General features: G+C 69.1%; 13 protein-coding genes. 4 read left to right on the forward strand and 9 right to left on the reverse strand.

Annotated features, from left to right (window positions below):
- The first annotated feature begins 260 nt into the window (after positions 1-260).
- The gene (locus tag AMYAL_RS0107890) at positions 261-887 is read left to right on the forward strand and encodes a DUF6801 domain-containing protein (RefSeq protein ID WP_020630769.1); all 627 of its coding nucleotides are present in this window, start codon (positions 261-263) and stop codon (positions 885-887) included.
- Between the two features lie 81 nt (positions 888-968).
- Complete coding sequence (locus AMYAL_RS0107895) at positions 969-2,345, forward strand: DUF6801 domain-containing protein (protein ID WP_026466843.1); 1,377 nt, start codon at positions 969-971, stop codon at positions 2,343-2,345.
- Between the two features lie 91 nt (positions 2,346-2,436).
- Here AMYAL_RS0107895 and AMYAL_RS0107900 read toward each other — a convergent pair whose 3' ends face one another.
- From AMYAL_RS0107900 to AMYAL_RS0107920, 5 genes are all read right to left on the reverse strand, one after another.
- Positions 2,437-3,720, reverse strand: a complete 1,284-nt coding sequence (locus tag AMYAL_RS0107900) for a PucR family transcriptional regulator (RefSeq protein WP_020630771.1) — start codon at positions 3,718-3,720, stop codon at positions 2,437-2,439.
- Between the two features lie 231 nt (positions 3,721-3,951).
- Positions 3,952-4,746 carry an arginase family protein gene (locus AMYAL_RS0107905; protein ID WP_020630772.1) on the reverse strand — a complete coding sequence of 265 codons (795 nt, stop codon included), beginning with the start codon at positions 4,744-4,746 and terminating at the stop codon, positions 3,952-3,954.
- A 313-nt stretch (positions 4,747-5,059) separates the two neighbouring features.
- Positions 5,060-8,437, reverse strand: coding sequence for a pyruvate carboxylase (locus tag AMYAL_RS0107910; protein ID WP_020630773.1), 3,378 nt, complete (start codon positions 8,435-8,437; stop codon positions 5,060-5,062).
- An 88-nt stretch (positions 8,438-8,525) separates the two neighbouring features.
- Positions 8,526-9,449 carry a S8 family peptidase gene (locus AMYAL_RS0107915; RefSeq protein ID WP_425332175.1) on the reverse strand — a complete coding sequence of 308 codons (924 nt, stop codon included), beginning with the start codon at positions 9,447-9,449 and terminating at the stop codon, positions 8,526-8,528.
- 18 nt (positions 9,450-9,467) lie between these two features.
- Entirely contained in the window at positions 9,468-10,652 is a 1,185-nt protein-coding gene (locus tag AMYAL_RS0107920; RefSeq protein WP_020630775.1) for an erythromycin esterase family protein, read from the reverse strand.
- A 31-nt stretch (positions 10,653-10,683) separates the two neighbouring features.
- Between AMYAL_RS0107920 and AMYAL_RS0107925 the strand changes: the two genes are divergently transcribed.
- Entirely contained in the window at positions 10,684-11,298 is a 615-nt protein-coding gene (locus tag AMYAL_RS0107925; protein ID WP_020630776.1) for a TetR/AcrR family transcriptional regulator, read from the forward strand.
- Between the two features lie 272 nt (positions 11,299-11,570).
- On the forward strand, positions 11,571-11,978 hold the full coding sequence (locus tag AMYAL_RS0107930) for a hypothetical protein (RefSeq protein WP_020630777.1): 408 nt from the start codon (positions 11,571-11,573) through the stop codon (positions 11,976-11,978).
- A gap of 194 nt (positions 11,979-12,172) precedes the next feature.
- Here the strand turns inward: AMYAL_RS0107930 and AMYAL_RS0107935 are convergent, their stop codons facing one another.
- From AMYAL_RS0107935 to recG, 4 genes are all read right to left on the reverse strand, one after another.
- Positions 12,173-12,679 (reverse strand): GNAT family N-acetyltransferase, encoded by a 507-nt coding sequence (locus tag AMYAL_RS0107935; RefSeq protein ID WP_020630778.1) that lies wholly within the window; start codon positions 12,677-12,679, stop codon positions 12,173-12,175.
- Positions 12,680-12,681: 2 nt separating this feature from the next.
- Positions 12,682-14,757 carry a caspase family protein gene (locus AMYAL_RS0107940; RefSeq protein WP_026466844.1) on the reverse strand — a complete coding sequence of 692 codons (2,076 nt, stop codon included), beginning with the start codon at positions 14,755-14,757 and terminating at the stop codon, positions 12,682-12,684.
- The gene (locus AMYAL_RS0107945; protein WP_063712231.1) at positions 14,754-15,134 is read right to left on the reverse strand and encodes a hypothetical protein; all 381 of its coding nucleotides are present in this window, start codon (positions 15,132-15,134) and stop codon (positions 14,754-14,756) included. Before AMYAL_RS0107945 ends, AMYAL_RS0107940 begins: the two co-directional genes overlap by 4 nt.
- An 83-nt stretch (positions 15,135-15,217) precedes the next feature.
- Entirely contained in the window at positions 15,218-17,371 is a 2,154-nt protein-coding gene (gene recG, locus AMYAL_RS0107950) for an ATP-dependent DNA helicase RecG (protein WP_020630780.1), read from the reverse strand.

Raw genomic sequence — 17,371 nt, forward strand, 5'->3', positions numbered from 1 at the left:
CGATCGGCCGCGTCTTTGTCACCGCCGGACAAACTTCATAATCGCATTCAGCGCGCACTGACAAGAACGAACGGGCTACTCACCCACTCCGAAACATGTCGACATGAATCCTTGTTACGTACATAACTCGCGGGTAACCTCGGTTTACCCCACCACCGAGAAAGCTGCTCAGGTCGAGCATATTTGATCAGAAAAATCCGCCGAAAGGCGCATGGGGAAAGCCGCCCGAGACGTAAACTGGATCAAAGGAGATGACAGGTATGTCCCGCAGACTTGGCAAGTTGTCAGCAGGCGTCGCCACCACCGGCATCGTGATGGGCGCGGTCGCCGTGCTCACCGCCGGCACGGCCGCCGCCGCGACCACCTATGCCACCGGCACGGTCGCCTACATGTGCAACTTCCCCGGTATCGGCCAGCAGCAGCTGGACGTGAAGGCCCAGTTCGACGGCCCGGCGTCGATCGCCTCGGGCGCCACCGCCACGCCCACGAACATCTCGGGCAGCGCGACCATCAACGCCACCATCAACGCCCTGCTCAACGCCGCCAACTACGACGGCGTCCGCGGCAAGGCCAACATGCCGATCACCATCACCAACGCCACCCCGGCCTCGGCGACGGTGTCGAACCTGAACGTCCCGACCCAGATCAACCCGTACGTGCCCGGCCCCCGGACGTTCAACATCGTCCAGGACGCGGGCACCGGTGTCCCGACGTTCACCGCCGGCGCACCCGGCTCGGCGACCGCGTCGCTCGGCACCACGATCAACGCTCCGCTGGACTTCCACAAGAAGGACGGTTCCTGGACCACCTGGAACTTCAACTGCACCGTGAAGAACACCAACCCGGCGCAGAACCGCGCGTTCAGCCCGGCGATCCCGATCACCTGATGAACCCTCCGTGCGGGGCGGGGACGCCCGCCCCGCACGGTCACCACGTACACAATGGCTCAAGGCAGGAGAGGAACCCCCATGACGCAGCAGGTTCGCCGGGCACTCGGGAGGTTTCCCGTTCTGGTGGGCGTCATCCTGCTCGCGGGGGTCAACGGCGCGCTGGTCTCGTCGGCGGCGACCGACCCGACGGCACCGGCCACGCCGCCGCTGGAGGGCACGGCCACCGCGCAGCGAACCTTGGCGAACACCTGTGTCTTCCCGGATCCCGTCGGGCCGCGACCGGTCACAGTGGACACCAAGGCCACGTTGCCGAAGGTCGTCCCCACCGGGAAACCCGTACAGGTGAAGGACTTCTCCCTGACCTTCACCATCGGCGAAGGAGCGCTCGGGGCAGCCACCGAGGTCGTGGGTGGAGCGGCCGTCGAGCTCACGGCCGCGAACGGGGACAAGAAGACCCCGGTGCCGGTGTCCCTGACGATCCCGGCGACGAAGGTACCCGCCACCGGCGAACTGAAACTGGTCGCGACGGGCAAGGTTCCCGAAATCCTGCTGAACGTGCCGTCCGAACTGCGGCTGAGCACGGGGGTACCGTCACTGGCGCTGACCGCCGCCGAAACCCCGCTCAAGCCGATCACCTGCACCCAGGCGCCGGATCAGGACACCCTGCTCGGCAGTGTCGCGCTCCTGCCTCTCGGGAAACCCAAGCCACAGCCCGGCAAGCCCGGTGAGCAGAAGAAGCAAGGGGACGGCACGCGAGCCGCGGACGACATCCACGCCAGCGGCCTGTTCCCCATCGCGTTGCAGCCGTTCGAACTGCAGGGCACGTCGTCGGTCGCGAAACTCGGCGCGTTCGCGCGCCTGAAGCCCGCGATCATGATCAACGCCGTCTGGGAAGTCGACCTGGAGAACACCGAGGGGCCGGGAAAGGTCACCGGCTCGCTCATCATGCCGCCGAGCCGGATGACGTTCCTCGGTTACGGCTTCGTCCCGATCAGCGCGACCATGGAACTGCTGCCCGAGGACTACGCCACCGGCAACCACATCATCGACGTCAACGGGGTGGCGATCCCGGAGCCGTCGGGGAGCTCGACGGTCCTCACTCCGCTCAGGGTCTACGGGAAGCTGAGCGAAGTCACCATCAACGGGGTCGTCCTCGACGTCGGCGACCACTGCCTCACGGCCGAGCCGATCAAGATCAATCTTCGCGGCGAGAAATACGGGATGTTCACCGGCGGTGTCGTGCGCACCGATCCGAAGTGGGAGGACCCCGCCTACAAGGACTTCACCTTGCCCGCGTTCTCCGGTTGCGGGGTGAAGGAAGACCTCGACTCGCTGCTGACCGGGATGGCGTCCGGGCCGGGCAACCAGGCGTGTGTCGGGATCAACCAGGTCGGCCTGCCGTGGGACCCGGAACGCAAATGCCCCAACGTCGAACCGCCGGTGGCGCGCCGCTGAGCGGTGGCAAAGTCCGTGAAGGCCTCCTTGAGGGAATCAGAGTCCCTCAAGGAGGCCTTCACGGACTTCCGAACGTACTCGCACAAGCAGGCTAGGACCCGCTCGGCGTCCACTGTGGACTCTTGCGCGGCGCCGGAAGAACCTCCGGCAGCGCATAGCCCTCGGGCGCCGAGGCAGGAGTGACACCGGCCCGCAGCGCGAGCTCCATTTCGAACCGCGCGCCAGGGTCGCGCAGGTGCTCGCCGAAGGTCGCCTGCAGCTGCCGCATGCGGTACCGGACGGTCTGCGGGTGCACCTGGAGGCGCTCGGCGATGTCGACGACGTTGCCCTGGCTGTCGAGCCAGGCACGAAGCGTTTCGAGCAGCCGTTCCTGCTGTTTCCCGGTCATGTCGGCGAGCGGGGCGAACAGGCGGTCGCGCAGCTGGCGGGTCAGCACGGAGTCGGCGTTCACGAGCAGGGTGGCGAGGTGCTCTTCGGCGCGGATCACGCGCCGGACCGGGATGATCCCGCGTCCGGAGAGACGCAGGGCGTCTCGTGCCCAGCGCAGCGAATCGGCGACGGAGTCCAGCGGGCGGCACGGGCCGATCGACAGCCGGTAGTCCGGCAGCGCGGCCTGCAGGGTGGCGAGGCGGGCTCCGGAGATCTCGCCGGGAACGAGCAGACGCGGCTCAGCGCAGTCGAGTTCGGCGAGGACGTCCGAATCCACGGCGTTGTGCCGCCGCGGTCTGACGTTTTCGTCGATCGGGTGCAGCACCACCGGTGTCGCGCGTTCAGGCACCGGCCAGCCGGTCAGCTGCGCGAGTTCCGCGATCGCCTTCGACGGCGCGGGCGGGGTTTCCAGCACCAGGTGCAGCAGCTTGCGGCGCCACGTGTCCAGCGCGCCCGCGGTGCGCGCCTTGGCTTCGAGGTAGCCGTCCAGCGCGACGGACGCGAGTTCGTCCATGAACGCGAGCATCGCGTCGGCCAGTTGCGACATCACCGCGGACGAAAGCCCGCTGCGGCGGCCGACCCGCATGATGCGCCGCCACGAGACCCGTGCCCCGACGCGATACGCGGACTGGAGGGTGTCGAGGCTCCGGCCCTCCCGCATCTCGTTCTGCCCGAGCCGGTGATGGACCTCGTGCGACTGCTCCTTGGAGACGCTGGGATCGGCGATCTGGGCGACGAACAGCGTGATCGCGTACTCGACGCCCGCGCGGATCGACTTGCCGTAGGGCCCGTCGAGCGGGCGCGCGTACGCGGGGATGGTCGCCCGGATCTCGTCGACGATCTCGTTGGCGAGACTGCCCAGTTCCGGTCGCAAAATGTCGGCAAGCTTGCGAGGTAGCGACGCAGGATGCTGCGCAGCGTGTTCGATCCCGCGCTCCACCGACATCGCAGCTCCTTTGCTCCGCCCAGCGTCCCGCCATCCCACGATCGTCGTGAGGTGACAACGAACACATCGCGATGTCGCTCTTGAATGTGTCACCTTTCGCAGAAGAAACCGTTTTCTTGTCAAAGCCGTGACAAAATCACGGTGCATCCCTGAATTTTGATGACAAGTGCCCGGCAAACGCCCCGTGTCATACGTACGAACGGCCGAAGCGACCAAGTTCGTGACGGAGTGTCACTGCGTTTCGGTGAGCAATTCACCGAGTACTTCGAGCACGGGCTCCAGCGCGCGCACCTCGGTACCGACGCATTCGGTGATCCCGGCGCCGACGACCTCGAAGCCCTTCAGCCCGCGAAGCATCGCCACCAGACGCTCGATCGTCAAGCCGCCGGGTTCCGGGAAGTTCAGTCCGTCGAACTCGCCAGGGTCGAGCACGTCGAGGTCGAGGTGGACGTAAATCTTGTCCGAGCCTGCCAGCCCGGCGGCGACGTCGTCGGCTTCGACGACCAGCCCGCGGTCGATCGCGGCACGCTCGGCGTCGTCGAAAGCCCTGGTCCCGGCCAGGACGACGCGACCGGGTTCGAGCGGCGGGTTCGCGGCGAAATCCGGGTCGCCCTCGCCGAGCAGCGACCGCAGCACCATGCCGTGGAACGCGCCCGACGGCGACGTCCCCGCGGTGTTGAGGTCGGCGTGCGCGTCGAACCAGGCGACGCCGAGACCGGGACCGAAGCGGTAACGCGCGACCCCGATCGGGATCAGTTCGACGCCGCAGTCCCCGCCGATGGTCAGCACCGGCCCGCCCGGCGCCTCCAGCGCGGCGAGCTGCGCGGCCCGGTTCCCGCCGGTCAGCACCTCGCGGTTGGCGATCCCGTCGACCGCGGGTGAGGTCTCGCGGGTCTGCCGGATGTGGTGCACCGGTACGCCCAGCACGTGGCCCGCGAGCTCGGCGAGCGCGACGCAGCCGTCGGGCATCTCCGGCGCGCGCTTCGTCAGCGCGCCCTGAAACTGGGGTACGGCGTTGATCAGCACCGGTCCACGTTAGCGGCGGCCGCAAGTCCGTGAAGGCCGGCGGCCGGGGTGTGGTGGCACGTTGCGAAAGCCACTTTCGCAACGCTGAAGGTTGCGAAAGTGGCTTTCGCAACCTCGGCGGCGGGCTGGGAGCGAGCGGTCACCCCAAGGCCCGGCGAGCATGTCGCGAAAGCCACTTTCGGGACGTCTGATGTCCCGAAAGTGGCTTTCGCGACACCACCGTGCGCCCCGCCGCCCGGTGGAGTACGTGAAGGCCCCCTTCATTGCGCCTGGCGCAGTGAAGGGGGCCTTCACGTACTTCAATCGAGCCGGATCACTCCAGGACGAGCAGCAGGTCCCCGCCTTCCACCTGCTGGACGGCGTTGATCGCGCGCCGCGACACCTTGCCGCCCGCGGAGGCGGTGATCGACGCCTCCATCTTCATCGCCTCGATGGTCGCGACCGTCGCACCGGCCTCGACCACGTCGCCCTCGGACACCTGCAGCGTGACCACGCCCGCGAACGGCGCGGCGATCTGCTTCGGGTCGCCCTTGTCGGCCTTCTCCGTCGCGGGGATGTCCGACGCGATCGAGGTGTCGCGGACCTGGATCGGGCGCAGCTGGCCGTTGAGCGTGGACATCACCGTGCGCAGCCCGCGCTCGTCGGCCTCGCCGATGGCCTCCAGCTCGATCAGCAGCCGGACACCCTGTTCGAGGTCGACCGAGTACTCCTCTCCGGGGCGCAGCCCGTAGAAGAAGTCCTTGGACGGCAGGACCGAGGTGTCGCCGTACTGCTCGCGATGCGCCTCGAAGTCCTTCGTGGGGCCGGGGAACAGCAGCCGGTTCAGCGTCTGGCGCCGGTTCTCGGCCAGTCCCTTGCGGTCCTCTTCGGACAGTTCCTGCACCGGCTTCGGCTGCGCGCGGCCTTCGAGGGCCTTGGTGCGGAACGGCTCCGGCCAGCCGCCGGGCGGGTCGCCCAGTTCGCCGCGCAGGAAGCCGATCACCGAGTCGGGAATGTCGAACTTGTTCGGCTCCGCCTCGAAGTCGGCGGGCGAGACGCCCGCGCCGACGAGGTGCAGCGCGAGGTCACCGACCACTTTGGACGAAGGCGTGACCTTCACCAGGTGGCCGAGGATCCGGTCCGCGGCCGCGTACATCGCCTCGATGTCCTCGAACCGCTCGCCGAGGCCGAGCGCGATCGCCTGCGTGCGCAGGTTCGACAGCTGCCCGCCGGGGATCTCGTGGTGGTAGACGCGTCCGGTCGGCGACGCGAGACCGGCCTCGAACGGCGCGTAGATCTTGCGCACGCTCTCCCAGTACGGCTCCAGGTCGCCGATGGCCTGCAGGTCCAGCCCGGTCGGCCGGTCCGAGTGGTCGGTGGCCGCGACGAGAGCCGAAAGCGACGGCTGCGAGGTCGTGCCCGCCATGGACGCGACGGCACCGTCGACGGCGTCCGCCCCGGCCTGGATCGCGGCGAGGTACGTCGCCAGCTGCCCACCCGCGGTGTCATGCGTGTGGATGTGCACCGGGAGGTCGAACTCCTTGCGCAGCGCGGAAACCAGCCGCACCGCCGCCGGTGCCCGCAGCAGGCCCGCCATGTCCTTGATGGCCAGGACGTGCGCCCCCGCGCCGACGATCTGTTCCGCCAGCTTGAGGTAGTAGTCCAGCGTGTAGAGCTTCTCCGACGGGTCCGACAGGTCCGAGGTGTAGCAGAGCGCCACCTCGGCGACCGCCGACCCGGTCTCGCGGACGGCTTCGATCGCCGGGCGCATCTGCTCGACGTCGTTGAGCGCGTCGAAGATCCGGAAGATGTCGATGCCGGTCGCCGTCGCCTCCTCGACGAAGGCGTTGGTCACCTCGGTGGGGTACGGCGTGTAGCCGACGGTGTTGCGGCCGCGCAGCAGCATCTGCAGGCAGATGTTCGGCACCGCTTCCCGCAGCTTCGCCAGCCGCTCCCACGGGTCCTCCGCCAGGAAGCGCAGCGCGACGTCGTAGGTCGCGCCGCCCCAGCACTCCAGCGAGAGCAGCTGCGGCGTGGTGCGCGCGACGACCGGCGCGACGGCGAGCAGGTCCTTCGTCCGCACGCGGGTGGCGAGCAGCGACTGGTGCGCGTCGCGGAAGGTGGTGTCGGTGACGCCGATGGTCGGCGACTCCCGCAGCCAGCGCGCGAAGCCCTCCGGGCCGAGCTCGGTGAGCTTCTGCTTCGAGCCGGGCGCCGGTTCGAGGTCCTTGGCCAGCTTGGGCAGCTTGACCTGCGGGTCGAGGGTGCGCGGACGGTCGCCGTGCGGTTTGTTGACCGTCTTGTCGGCGAGGTAGGTCAGCAGCCTGGTCCCGCGGTCGGCCGAATGGCGCGCGGTGAGCAGATGCGGGCGCTCCTCGATGAACGACGTCGTGACGCGGCCTTCGCGGAAGTCCGGGTCGTCGAGGACGGCCTGCAGGAACGGGATGTTCGTGGCCACACCGCGGATCCGGAACTCGGCGACGGCGCGCCGCGCGCGGCCGACGGCGGTCTTGAAGTCACGGCCGCGGCAGGTGAGCTTCACCAGCAGCGAGTCGAAGTGCGCGCTGATCTCGGTGCCGGAGAACGCGGTGCCGCCGTCGAGGCGGATGCCGGAGCCGCCGGGCGAGCGGTACGCGCTGATCATCCCGGTGTCCGGGCGGAAGCCGTTGGCGGGATCCTCGGTGGTGATGCGGCACTGCAGGGCGGCGCCGCGCAGGTACACCTTGTCCTGCGAGAGCCCGAGGTCTTCGAGCGTCTCGCCGGAGGCGATGCGCAGCTGCGACTGGACGAGGTCGACGTCGGTGACCTCTTCGGTCACCGTGTGCTCGACCTGGATCCGCGGGTTCATCTCGATGAAGACGTGGTTGCCGTCCTTGTCGAGCAGGAACTCGACGGTGCCGGCGTTGCGGTAGCCGATCTGGCGGGCGAACTTCACCGCGTCGGCGCAGATCTGGTCCCGCAGCTCCGAAGGCAGGTTCGGCGCGGGGGCCAGCTCGATGACCTTCTGGTGACGGCGCTGGACCGAGCAGTCGCGCTCGTAGAGGTGGATCACGTTGCCCTCGCCGTCGGCGAGGATCTGGACCTCGATGTGCCGCGGCTCGACGACGGCCTTCTCGATGAAGACCGTCGGGTCGCCGAAGGCCGACTCGGCCTCGCGCGCGGCGGCCTCGATGGACTCACGCAGCTGCGCGGGTTCCAGGACGCGGCGCATACCGCGTCCGCCACCGCCGGCGACGGCCTTGACGAAGACGGGGAAGCCGATCTCCTCGGCGGCGGCGATCAGCGCGTCGACGTCGGAGGACGGCTCGGAGGAGCCGAGCACCGGCACTCCGGCCTCGCGCGCGGCCTTGACCGCGCGGGCCTTGTTCCCGGTCAGCTCGAGGATGTCCGCGCTCGGCCCGACGAAGGTGATGCCTTCGTTCTCGCACGCGCGCGCGAGGTCCGGGTTCTCGGAGAGGAAGCCGTAGCCGGGGTAGACGGCGTCTGCGCCCGCCTTCTTGGCGGCCGCCACGATTTCCTCGACCGACAGATAGGCCCGCACCGGATGACCGGGTTCGCCGATCTCATAGGCCTCGTCGGCCTTCAGCCGGTGGAGCGAATTGCGGTCTTCGTGCGGGAACACAGCCACCGTGCCCGCGCCGAGCTCGAATCCGGCGCGGAACGCGCGGATGGCGATCTCACCCCGGTTGGCGACCAGTACCTTGCGGAACATGCCGGTCCTTCCCATCATCGGATCGGTAGGTGAGGCACGTTACCTGCTCGCTCCCGCAGGACGGGAGTTGTTGCCCAGGTGATGGACGTCATCCCCGCCTGAGTTGCGCGCCGGGAGCCTGGAGCAACCGGTTCGCGGTACCCGCGTGGACGCCGGTCAGCACGTCGACCGCGGCGAGGTCGACGAGCGCCTTCGTCACGTCCGGCGCCGACACCTCGGGGTGCAGGCCCCGGTACAGCGCGGCCACGCCCGCGACATGCGCGGCGGCCGACGAGGTCCCGCTGAGCACCCGGCCGCCGCTGCCCCCGGCGTTGGGTCCCGGCACGTCGACGCCGGGGGCGAACAGGTCGACGACCTCGCCGTAGTTCGAAGTGGAACCGACCTGGTCACTGGCGTCGGTCGAGCCGACGGTGAGCGCTTCGGTCACCCGGCCGGGTGAGAACTGTCCCGCGTCGGTGGCCTCGCCACCGGCCGGGAGGGCGACCGGGACGACCGCCGCGAGCGCGCGGACGGCGGCGTCGAGCTGGTCGTTGGCGGTGCCGCCGATGCCGAGAACGGCGACGGCGGGCTGGTGTGCGTTCTGCGTCACCCAGTCGATACCGGCGATGATCTTGTCCGTCGCGCCGCCGCCCTGGGCGTCGATCACCCGGACCGGCACGATCTGCGCGGCCTTCGCGACGCCGTAGCTCTTCGACGCGGCGACACCGGCCAGGTACGTGCCGTGCCCGTTGGTGTCGGTGGTGTCCGTGCCGCCGTTGAGGAAGTCCTTGCCCGGCTTCACCCGGCCGCCGAAGTCCGGATGGCCTGCGTCGACGCCGCTGTCGATCACGTAGACCGTGACGTCCTTGGCGTCGGTCTCGTAGTGATAGAGCTGGTCGAGGCCCGTTCGCTGGTCGATCCGGTCCAGTCCCCAGTTCGGCGGGTTCTGCTGGACTTCCGTCGCGGAGGCGGGCTGCGCCACGAACACCAGGAGGGCGAGCGCGGCCATGACCCGTACCAGTCGAATGATCATGCCTCGGGCCTACGCCTGTCACCCGCCAGTGGCAACCTCAACCACTCGATCGGCTGGGGCCGGTCGGAGGTGTCCGCTGACCGTCGACTTCGGGAAGCAGACCAGCGCGTCGAAGGCGTCGACGACGTCGACAGGGTTGAACAGATGCGCGTGGCGGATGCTCCTCGGACCCTCGGTTCCGCGTCGCGGGCGGAGGTCGATCAGCCCCGGCCCTTCGGCTTCGGCGCTGTCGTCCGCGGGTGCGTCCAGGTCCTGGCGGTACACGGTGAACCCGAGCCGCGCGGCCGGATCCGGTTTGAGGCCGGTGGTCTCGCCCTCGACCGCGGTGAGCCCCAGCGCGAAGTAGTCGTCGCCGAACTCGGCGGCCAGATGCGTCCCGGCCGAAGGCGAGGTGAGGCCGGGGAACGGCGAGAACGGCACGCGCTGGAGGTGTCCGTTGTGGAGCATCACGACGATCTTCGTGTCGTCGCCGTGAAGGCGCCGGATCAGGCGGACGCTCTCGGCCATGTACGCGTCGCGCGAACCGCTCTGCAAGGCGGGCGCGGTGCCGGACATCATCGCGGCCACCTCGGCGAGGTAGGCGTCGACACGCAGCGCACCTTCGACGTGGTGCTCCGCGACGGCGGTGTTCCCGTAGACCGGACGCAACGAGGTGAGGTGTGTCTTGAGCCGGGTGAGCGCCGCGGTCGCTTTGTCACGGGCGGCGTCGTCGAGGGCGGCGTACTTGGCGGGCGCTTCCGCGCTGCTGACCGACGCGTATCCCTTGGTCGCCTCGATCGCCGCGTCAGCAAGGGCCACGGCGGATTCATCCACAGTGGACAGATACGCGCGGACCGCTTCGAGCGACGGCACGGGCGAGCCCGCGGAACTCGGCACGTCGAGGCCGTAGTAGCGGACGTCGCCACGCTCGCGGAGCCACGTCAGCATTTCGTGCGCCTCGGGCGACTCCCCGAGCGAGAAGGTGAAGCCGTCACGGCCGATGTCGGCGACGTCTCCGGAAGAGCCGTTCAGCCAGTCTTCGACGAGCCTGCCCTCGGCGAAGCCGGATTCGAAACCGACCACCCGGAAGCCGTGGTGCTCGACGAGATGGCGAAGCAAACGATTGCGCAGGTCTCCGAACTCGTGGATGTGGTGGTTGTTCTCACCGATGGCGACGATCTTCGCGTCCCCGATGAGTTCGGCGATCTTCGCTGGGTCTGACATACTGGCCACACTAACGCAACAGGAGTAGCAATTGGCAACCGGTTTCCAGCGGCCCGGCGGCCGGACCGAACGCACCCGCCAGGCCGTCCTGCACGCCACCCTCGACCTGCTCGCCGAACGCGGCTTCGGCGAACTGACCGTGGACGCGGTCGCCGAACGGTCCGGAGTGCACAAGACCACGGTGTACCGGCGCTGGTCCTCACCGGACGGTCTCGTCGCCGCCGCGTTGCAGATGGGCGCGGAGGACGACTGGAAAGCGCCCGACACCGGGTCGCTCGAAGACGATCTGTACGGAGTGGCGGCGGAGGTCGTGCGGTACTTCACCGAACCCGCGCTGAAGGAACTGCCGACGGCGTCGGTGCTGGCGGCTTTCCAGTCGCCGCTGGCCGCCGAGGCGCTGCACGACTTCTACGCGGACAGGCACGTGCGCATGGCGCCGATCGCGGAACGGGCAGTCGCGCGGGGCGAGGTTCCCCCCGGTACAGACGGCGACGAGCTGGTGCGGGCGGTGTGCGGGCCGATGTTCTACCGGCTGTTCCTTTCGCGGGAAAGTGTCACGGTGGCGGACGCGCGGGTCACGGCGCGGGCGGTGGCCGCCGCTGCCGCCGCTGGTTCCTTCGTCCGCGAGCCGCATTCAGAGGACTGAACGCGGTAGTTCGTGATGCCAACCGCCGCGTTTAGTCCTCTGGATGCGGTTCGCCAGCGCGTTGAACGGGTGTCGACGATGGGTACGCGGCCTCGCAGGAGGTGTCGCGAAAGCCACTTTCGGGACGCCTGGTGTCCCGAAAGTGGCTTTCGCGACACCCGAGACCCGCTGGCTGCGGGAGTGTTGGTCACGGGCTGAGGACAGTTTTACCGTCAGCGCCAAGGAGTTCCGGGTCCACACTGGTCTCTCCGTGCCGAACGAGGGAGCCCTTCATGACCGAGGAAGTCCGGAACAAGGCGCGGGAGATGCCGCGCCAGCTCAAGACGGTCCGCGTCTTCCTATGGATCCAGGCGGTCTTCAATCTCCTCGCCAGCGTGCTCGTGACCGCCCTCGCGATCAACGAACTCGACCACGGCAACGAGGAAGCGGGACTCGCACTGGCGTTGGCGATCCTCGGCTTCGTGGTCTCCGCCGTGCTGATCGCGTGCGCGATCCGGATCTCGCGCGGTTCGGCCTGGGTGCGACCCACGGTGATCGGTGTCGAAGGGCTGTCCGTGGTCCTGGCGGTGATCGGCCTGATCAGCGGCGGGGCGATCACCCAGCTGATCGGCATGGGCATCGCGATCGGCATCATCATCGTCCTCAATAAGCCCGAGGAACGCGCCTGGTTCACGCGCTGACGAGTTCGTGCCCTGCAGGCAAACGTGTCCTGCTCGGCTGTCGGCTCTCACGAGTCCTGGACCGACCCGGTGTTTCGCGTGACCGGCCGGACGACACGCGTGATCAGACGGCGATCTCGGGCGTGCGACGTCTGGTCACGCGAGATCGCCCATCCTGCCCGGACACGTCACCTTTGCCCTGTCCCTCGACAGACTTACGGGACGCTGACGAGTTCGATCCGGTAGCGCACTTCGCACAATGGGACGTCTTCGCCGGGCATGGTGTCGGTTTTCTCCGCGCCGTCCGGCGTCCATCCCGCGGCCGCGTAGAAGCGCCGGGCGCGTTCGTTGGAGTCGAGCACCCAGAGCGTCGCCTCACGGTGTCCTGAATCCCGCAGCGCGGCGACGGCGGTGTCGAGCAGCAGCCTGCCCAGTCCCGTTCCCCAGTGCGCGGGTTCGACGTAGATCGCGCGCAGCTCCCCGCGTTCACGGTCGACGGCGGTGAAGCCGACGACCGAACCGTCCTCGACGAGGACCAGGACGTCGCCGCGGTTGGCGGGATCGGCGAGGATCCGCTGCCACCGGGCGGCCCGGCCCTCGACCGAAAGATCGCGCAGATAGAGCTCGGGCAGCAGGCCCTGATACGCCGACTGCCACGACCGGACGTTCACCTCGGCGATGGGCCAGGCGTCCTCGACGGTAGCGAGGCGGATCGCGGGCATCGTCAGCCTTTCGCTTTGCGGGCGGCGAAACCGGTCACGACGGCGAGGCAGATCATCATCGCCAGTGCGATCCCCCAGCCCGCTCCGGTCACCCGCGAACTGCTCGGCATCGCGTAGAACAGCATGCACACCATGACGATGCCGCCGCCTGCCACTCCGCCGTGGAAGGCCAGTCCGAACGCGACGGGCCGCAGGAACGCGCCGAGCACGGTCCCGGTCAGGACCAGCACCGCGACCACGAGATAGATCGCGCCCTCGTCGGCCCGGCTCGACGAGTAGGCGAAGAGTTCGCCTGCCTCGATCACGAGACCGGCCGCGCCACCGATCCCGGCCACGAGCGCCGCGACGGCGTAGGCGCCCCGCGGTTTCCCCAGCCCGAGCCGGAAGATCCGGTCGCGCCGCAGCGAAACCATCGCCCAGGCGGCCGCGACGATCAGGCAACCGCGGGCGAGCACGAGGACGACCGGGCCGTACGGGGCCACCGAAAGCAGCGCCAGTCCGCACAGCAGCCCCGGACCCGCCATCCGCCGCGTCTTCGGTGGGAACATCGCGCTCCCCGCCCCGATCGCGAACGCGATGAGCGGTAAGACGGTCCAGCCGCCGTCCTCGAAGAAGTCCTCCGCGCTGCTGCTGAGCTGGAACGCGATCACCACCAGGTACACCGCGGCCGCGAACGCGAACAGACCTGCGGCGACGGCGAAGGGGTCGGGCTTCGGGCGTGGAGCAGGCACCTCGGCGGGCGGTTCCGGCGTCTCCGGAGCCGGATCGCGCACCAGCTCAGGCTCGGGCTCAGGCTCGGGCGGCGGGCTCGGCGTTGGTCGCGGCTCCGGCACCGGTTCCTCGACGACCTGGCCCTCGACCCGCACCACCACCTCGCCGGTCGGTCCGGTCACGGTGATCCGCCCGTCGAACGGCCCGATCTCCGCCAGGTCCAGGGCGATCTCGGCCCCGCCGTCGACTTCGGTCACCTTCAGCCAGGAATCCGACGACGCGAACCGGCAGGCCCGCGCGATCGGCGGTCCGGCAGGCCGGATCCGCGCCACCGGCCGCGTTCCCCGGACGACCTCGCCGAACCGCACCACGCCGGGCTCGGTGCGTACCCTGGCTTCCCGTCGCGCCACGCCGGCGGCCTCGGCGATGTGCTGGATGTCGGTCTGCGCCATCGTGGTGAGGACTTCGTGGGCTCCGATGGCGACGGAGAGGTTTTCGCTCGTCAGCCGTCTCTGGAGTTCCGTCACCGCGCCGAGGCGGGTGAACATGTTCGGATCCTCGCTCGCCGCGAGCAGATCGGCGGGGACCGGCGACGGCTTGATCCGGCGGCGCCTGCTCCTGGCCAGGTACAGCTCGCCCTGCATCTCGATGTCACGGCTGGGCGTCTGGTTCGGGTTCCGCTCCCGGACGCTGTCGAACAGGTAGTCGTACAGCTCGCCGAGCGCGATCCAGCCGTCTTCGTCGCGGTCCGCGTCCCCCGTCCGGAGACCCTCGACCAGTGCCGAGGTGAACACCGACGGCCGCGCGTGGTCGTCGGCGAGGTGATCACCCTCGAAGGCGTACTCGATGGAGTTCGAGGCGGTGATCACCGCACGCCCGCGGCCGCCGAAACCGCCACTGGGGAACGCGTCGAGCACGTTGGCCTCGCCGGTGGCGCGGACCGCGACCCCCTGGCCGAAAGCACCGCCGTAGCAGCAATCCAGCAGGAGGACGATGCTCCGCGACCGGCTCATCCGCAGGCAGCGCTGGACGAAGTCGGCGGGAACGGCACTCGACGCCAGCCGCTCCGGCCGGGTGTTGCGGGCGGCGAAGAACAGCTCGCCGGACTCGCTTTTCAAGCCGTGGCAAGAGAAATGCACCAGCAGGACGTCGTCCGGCGCGCTGTCGGCGAACAGGTCCTCGACCCGGCTCGCGATCACGTGCGCGGTCTCGTCGCGCACCACCTGGACGTCGAACTCACTGATGTTCCGGTCGGCAAGGACTTCGGCGAGCGCCTCGGCGTCGGCCGCCGGGGACCGCAGCGCGCTCAGTCCGGGGTTGTCGTACTCGCCGTTGGCGATGATCAGGGCACGCCGCTCGCCGGTCATGGCGCCGAATGCCTGCTCACGAACAGGTCGACGAGCTTGTCCTGAGCGGTGAGGGTCGCTTCGGTCAGCTCCAGCACGTCGCCGTCGATCTCGAGGCGCACCGTGCGCTTCACCCGTCCGCCGCGCGAAAGCCATTCCCGCGCGGCCGTCACGACCGAGCGCAGCCCTTCGGCGGACTTCCCCAGCGTGACGAGCAGCCCGCCCGCCGTCACGGCGTCGAGTCCACGCGAGCCGGGCGGCGGCGGACCGGCGGGCAGCGCCTGGACATCGGCGATCCCGCGATCGATCAGTTCCCCTCGGAGGTACCCGGCGAGCTGCTCGACGCGCTCGGCGTCGGCCCCGTCCTCACCGAGCTGGACCCGCACTGCTGACGTCATCCCCGGCCTCCCTCGCCCGCACAAAACGAGGAAACGCCTGCGCCCGTCCGTCGACAAGGTCCGATCGGGCAGAGATGTTCACGTCAGCTTTTTTCCAGGTACTCCACACGATCTTCGTCGACGACGTCGGCGATCATATGCGCCAGCCCCAGGTAATTACCCAAAGCCGGATCCTTCCCGACGATTTCCAGCGCGCGGGCCCTCGCCTCGGCGATGACGTCCTCGTCCTGCAGCAGCGACAGGAGTTTCAGCGTCGACTTCTTCCCCGACTGCGCGGCGCCGAGGATGTCGCCCTCGCGGCGCAGTTCCAAGTCCATTCTGGACAGTTCGAAACCGTCCGTCGTGGACTCGACGGCGGCGAGCCGCTCGCGGGTGGTCGTCCCGTCCAGGGTTTCGGTGACCAGCAGGCACAGCCCCGGCACGCTGCCCCGGCCGACTCGGCCGCGCAGCTGGTGCAGCTGGCTGATGCCGAACCGGTCGGCGTCCATGATCACCATCGCGGTCGCGTTCGGCACGTTCACGCCGACCTCGATCACGGTGGTCGCGACGAGCACGTCCAGCTCGCCCCTGGAGAACGCCTGCATCACGGCGTCCTTCTCGTCGGCGGGCATCCGGCCGTGCAGGGCCGCGATCTTCAAACCCTTCAACGGTCCACCGGCCAGCTCGGGTGCCACGTCGAGAACCGCGAGCGCCGGGCGTTTGTCGCCCTTGTCCGACGCCGGTTCGTCGCCGATGCGCGGGCAGACGATGTACGCCTGATGTCCCTTGCCGCATTCCTCGCGGACCCGCTGCCACGCCCTGTCCAGCCACGCCGGCCGCTCCGCGACCGGGACCACCGACGTCTTGATCGGCGACCGGCCGACCGGCATCACGCGCAGCGCGGAGATCTCCAGATCGCCGTACACGGTCATCGCGACCGTGCGCGGGATGGGAGTCGCCGTCATGACGAGCACGTGCGGGCTGGTCTCGTCGGCACCGCGGGACCGCAGCGCGTCCCGCTGCTCCACACCGAAGCGGTGCTGCTCGTCGACCACGGCCAGGCCGAGGTCCGCGAAGGACACCGTGTCCTGGATGAGCGCGTGGGTGCCGACGACGATCCCGGCCTCGCCGCTGACCGTCTCCAGCAACGCCTTCTTGCGCTCCTTGGCGCCCATCGAACCGGTGAGCAGGGTGACCCTGGTCGCGTTCTCCGCGCCGCCGAGTTCACCCGCCTGCCCGAGGTCGCCGAGCATCTCGCGCAGCGACCGCGCGTGCTGCGCGGCGAGGACCTCCGTCGGCGCGAGCAGCGCCGCCTGCCGCCCGGAATCGACGACCTGCAGCATGGCGCGCAGCGCGACCACGGTCTTGCCGGAGCCGACCTCGCCCTGCAGCAGCCGGTTCATCGGATGCTCGGTGGACAGGTCCCGCGCGATCTCCTCGCCGATCTCCTGCTGGCCTGACGTCAGCGCGAACGGGAGGCGTTTGTCGAAGGCGTCGAGGATGCCGCCGTCGGTGTGCGGACAGGCTTTCGCGGGCCGGGAAACGAGGGAATGCCTTCGCTGCGCGAAAATCAGCTGCACCGCCATGGCTTCGTCCCATTTGAGCCTGCGGCGCGCGGAGTTCAGCGCGTCCCAGCCCGACGGGCGGTGGATGCCGCGCAGCGCGCTCTCCAGGTCGGGCAAGCCGTACTGGGCGAGCAGCTCCATCGGCATCGGGTCCTCGTCGACCTCCAGCACGTCGAGCACCTGGCGCACGCTCTTGGCGATCACCCAGGTCGGGATCCCCTGCGCCGCCGGATAGACCGGGATGATCTCGGCGAGGAAGTCGTCCATCGCCTCGGCTTCCCGGTCCGCTTCGAACAGCTCGTACTCGGGGTTCGCCAGCTGCAGGACGTCACGGAAGGCGGTGACCTTGCCCGCGAAGAGCCCGTTCTTGCCGGGGACGAGGTCCTTCTCGCGCCAGGCCTGGTTGAAGAAGGTGCACTGCAGGCGGCGTTTGCCGTCGGTGATCACCATTTCGAGCAGGGTGCCGTTGCGCGCCTTCATGCGGCGCGTGTTGACGCGTTCGATGCGCGCCATCACCGTCGCGTGTTCACCGAGTTCGAGCCCGGCGATGTCGGTGAGCTGCCCGCGTTCGGCGTAGCGGCGCGGATAGTGGCGCAGGAGGTCGCTGACCGTCTCGATCTTGAGGCCCTTGGCGAGTGCCTTCGCCGTCGCCGCGCCCACGACCAGCTTGAGGTCCGCGCGCAGGTTGGTCAT

It is taken from the genome of Amycolatopsis alba DSM 44262 (assembly GCF_000384215.1).
GTDB classification, from domain to species: domain Bacteria; phylum Actinomycetota; class Actinomycetes; order Mycobacteriales; family Pseudonocardiaceae; genus Amycolatopsis; species Amycolatopsis alba.

Excerpts from the sequence above, each read along its gene's own strand:
- AMYAL_RS0107890 (WP_020630769.1), top strand. The coding sequence starts at position 261 with ATGTCCCGCAGACTTGGCAAGTTGTCAGCAGGCGTCGCCACCACCGGC.
- AMYAL_RS0107895 (WP_026466843.1), top strand. The coding sequence starts at position 969 with ATGACGCAGCAGGTTCGCCGGGCACTCGGGAGGTTTCCCGTTCTGGTG.
- AMYAL_RS0107900 (WP_020630771.1), bottom strand. The coding sequence starts at position 3,720 with ATGTCGGTGGAGCGCGGGATCGAACACGCTGCGCAGCATCCTGCGTCG.
- AMYAL_RS0107910 (WP_020630773.1), bottom strand. The coding sequence starts at position 8,437 with ATGTTCCGCAAGGTACTGGTCGCCAACCGGGGTGAGATCGCCATCCGC.
- AMYAL_RS0107915 (WP_425332175.1), bottom strand. The coding sequence starts at position 9,449 with ATGATCATTCGACTGGTACGGGTCATGGCCGCGCTCGCCCTCCTGGTG.
- AMYAL_RS0107920 (WP_020630775.1), bottom strand. The coding sequence starts at position 10,652 with ATGTCAGACCCAGCGAAGATCGCCGAACTCATCGGGGACGCGAAGATC.
- AMYAL_RS0107930 (WP_020630777.1), top strand. The coding sequence starts at position 11,571 with ATGACCGAGGAAGTCCGGAACAAGGCGCGGGAGATGCCGCGCCAGCTC.
- AMYAL_RS0107935 (WP_020630778.1), bottom strand. The coding sequence starts at position 12,679 with ATGCCCGCGATCCGCCTCGCTACCGTCGAGGACGCCTGGCCCATCGCC.
- AMYAL_RS0107940 (WP_026466844.1), bottom strand. The coding sequence starts at position 14,757 with ATGACCGGCGAGCGGCGTGCCCTGATCATCGCCAACGGCGAGTACGAC.
- AMYAL_RS0107945 (WP_063712231.1), bottom strand. The coding sequence starts at position 15,134 with ATGACGTCAGCAGTGCGGGTCCAGCTCGGTGAGGACGGGGCCGACGCC.
- recG (WP_020630780.1), bottom strand. The coding sequence starts at position 17,371 with ATGACCAACCTGCGCGCGGACCTCAAGCTGGTCGTGGGCGCGGCGACG.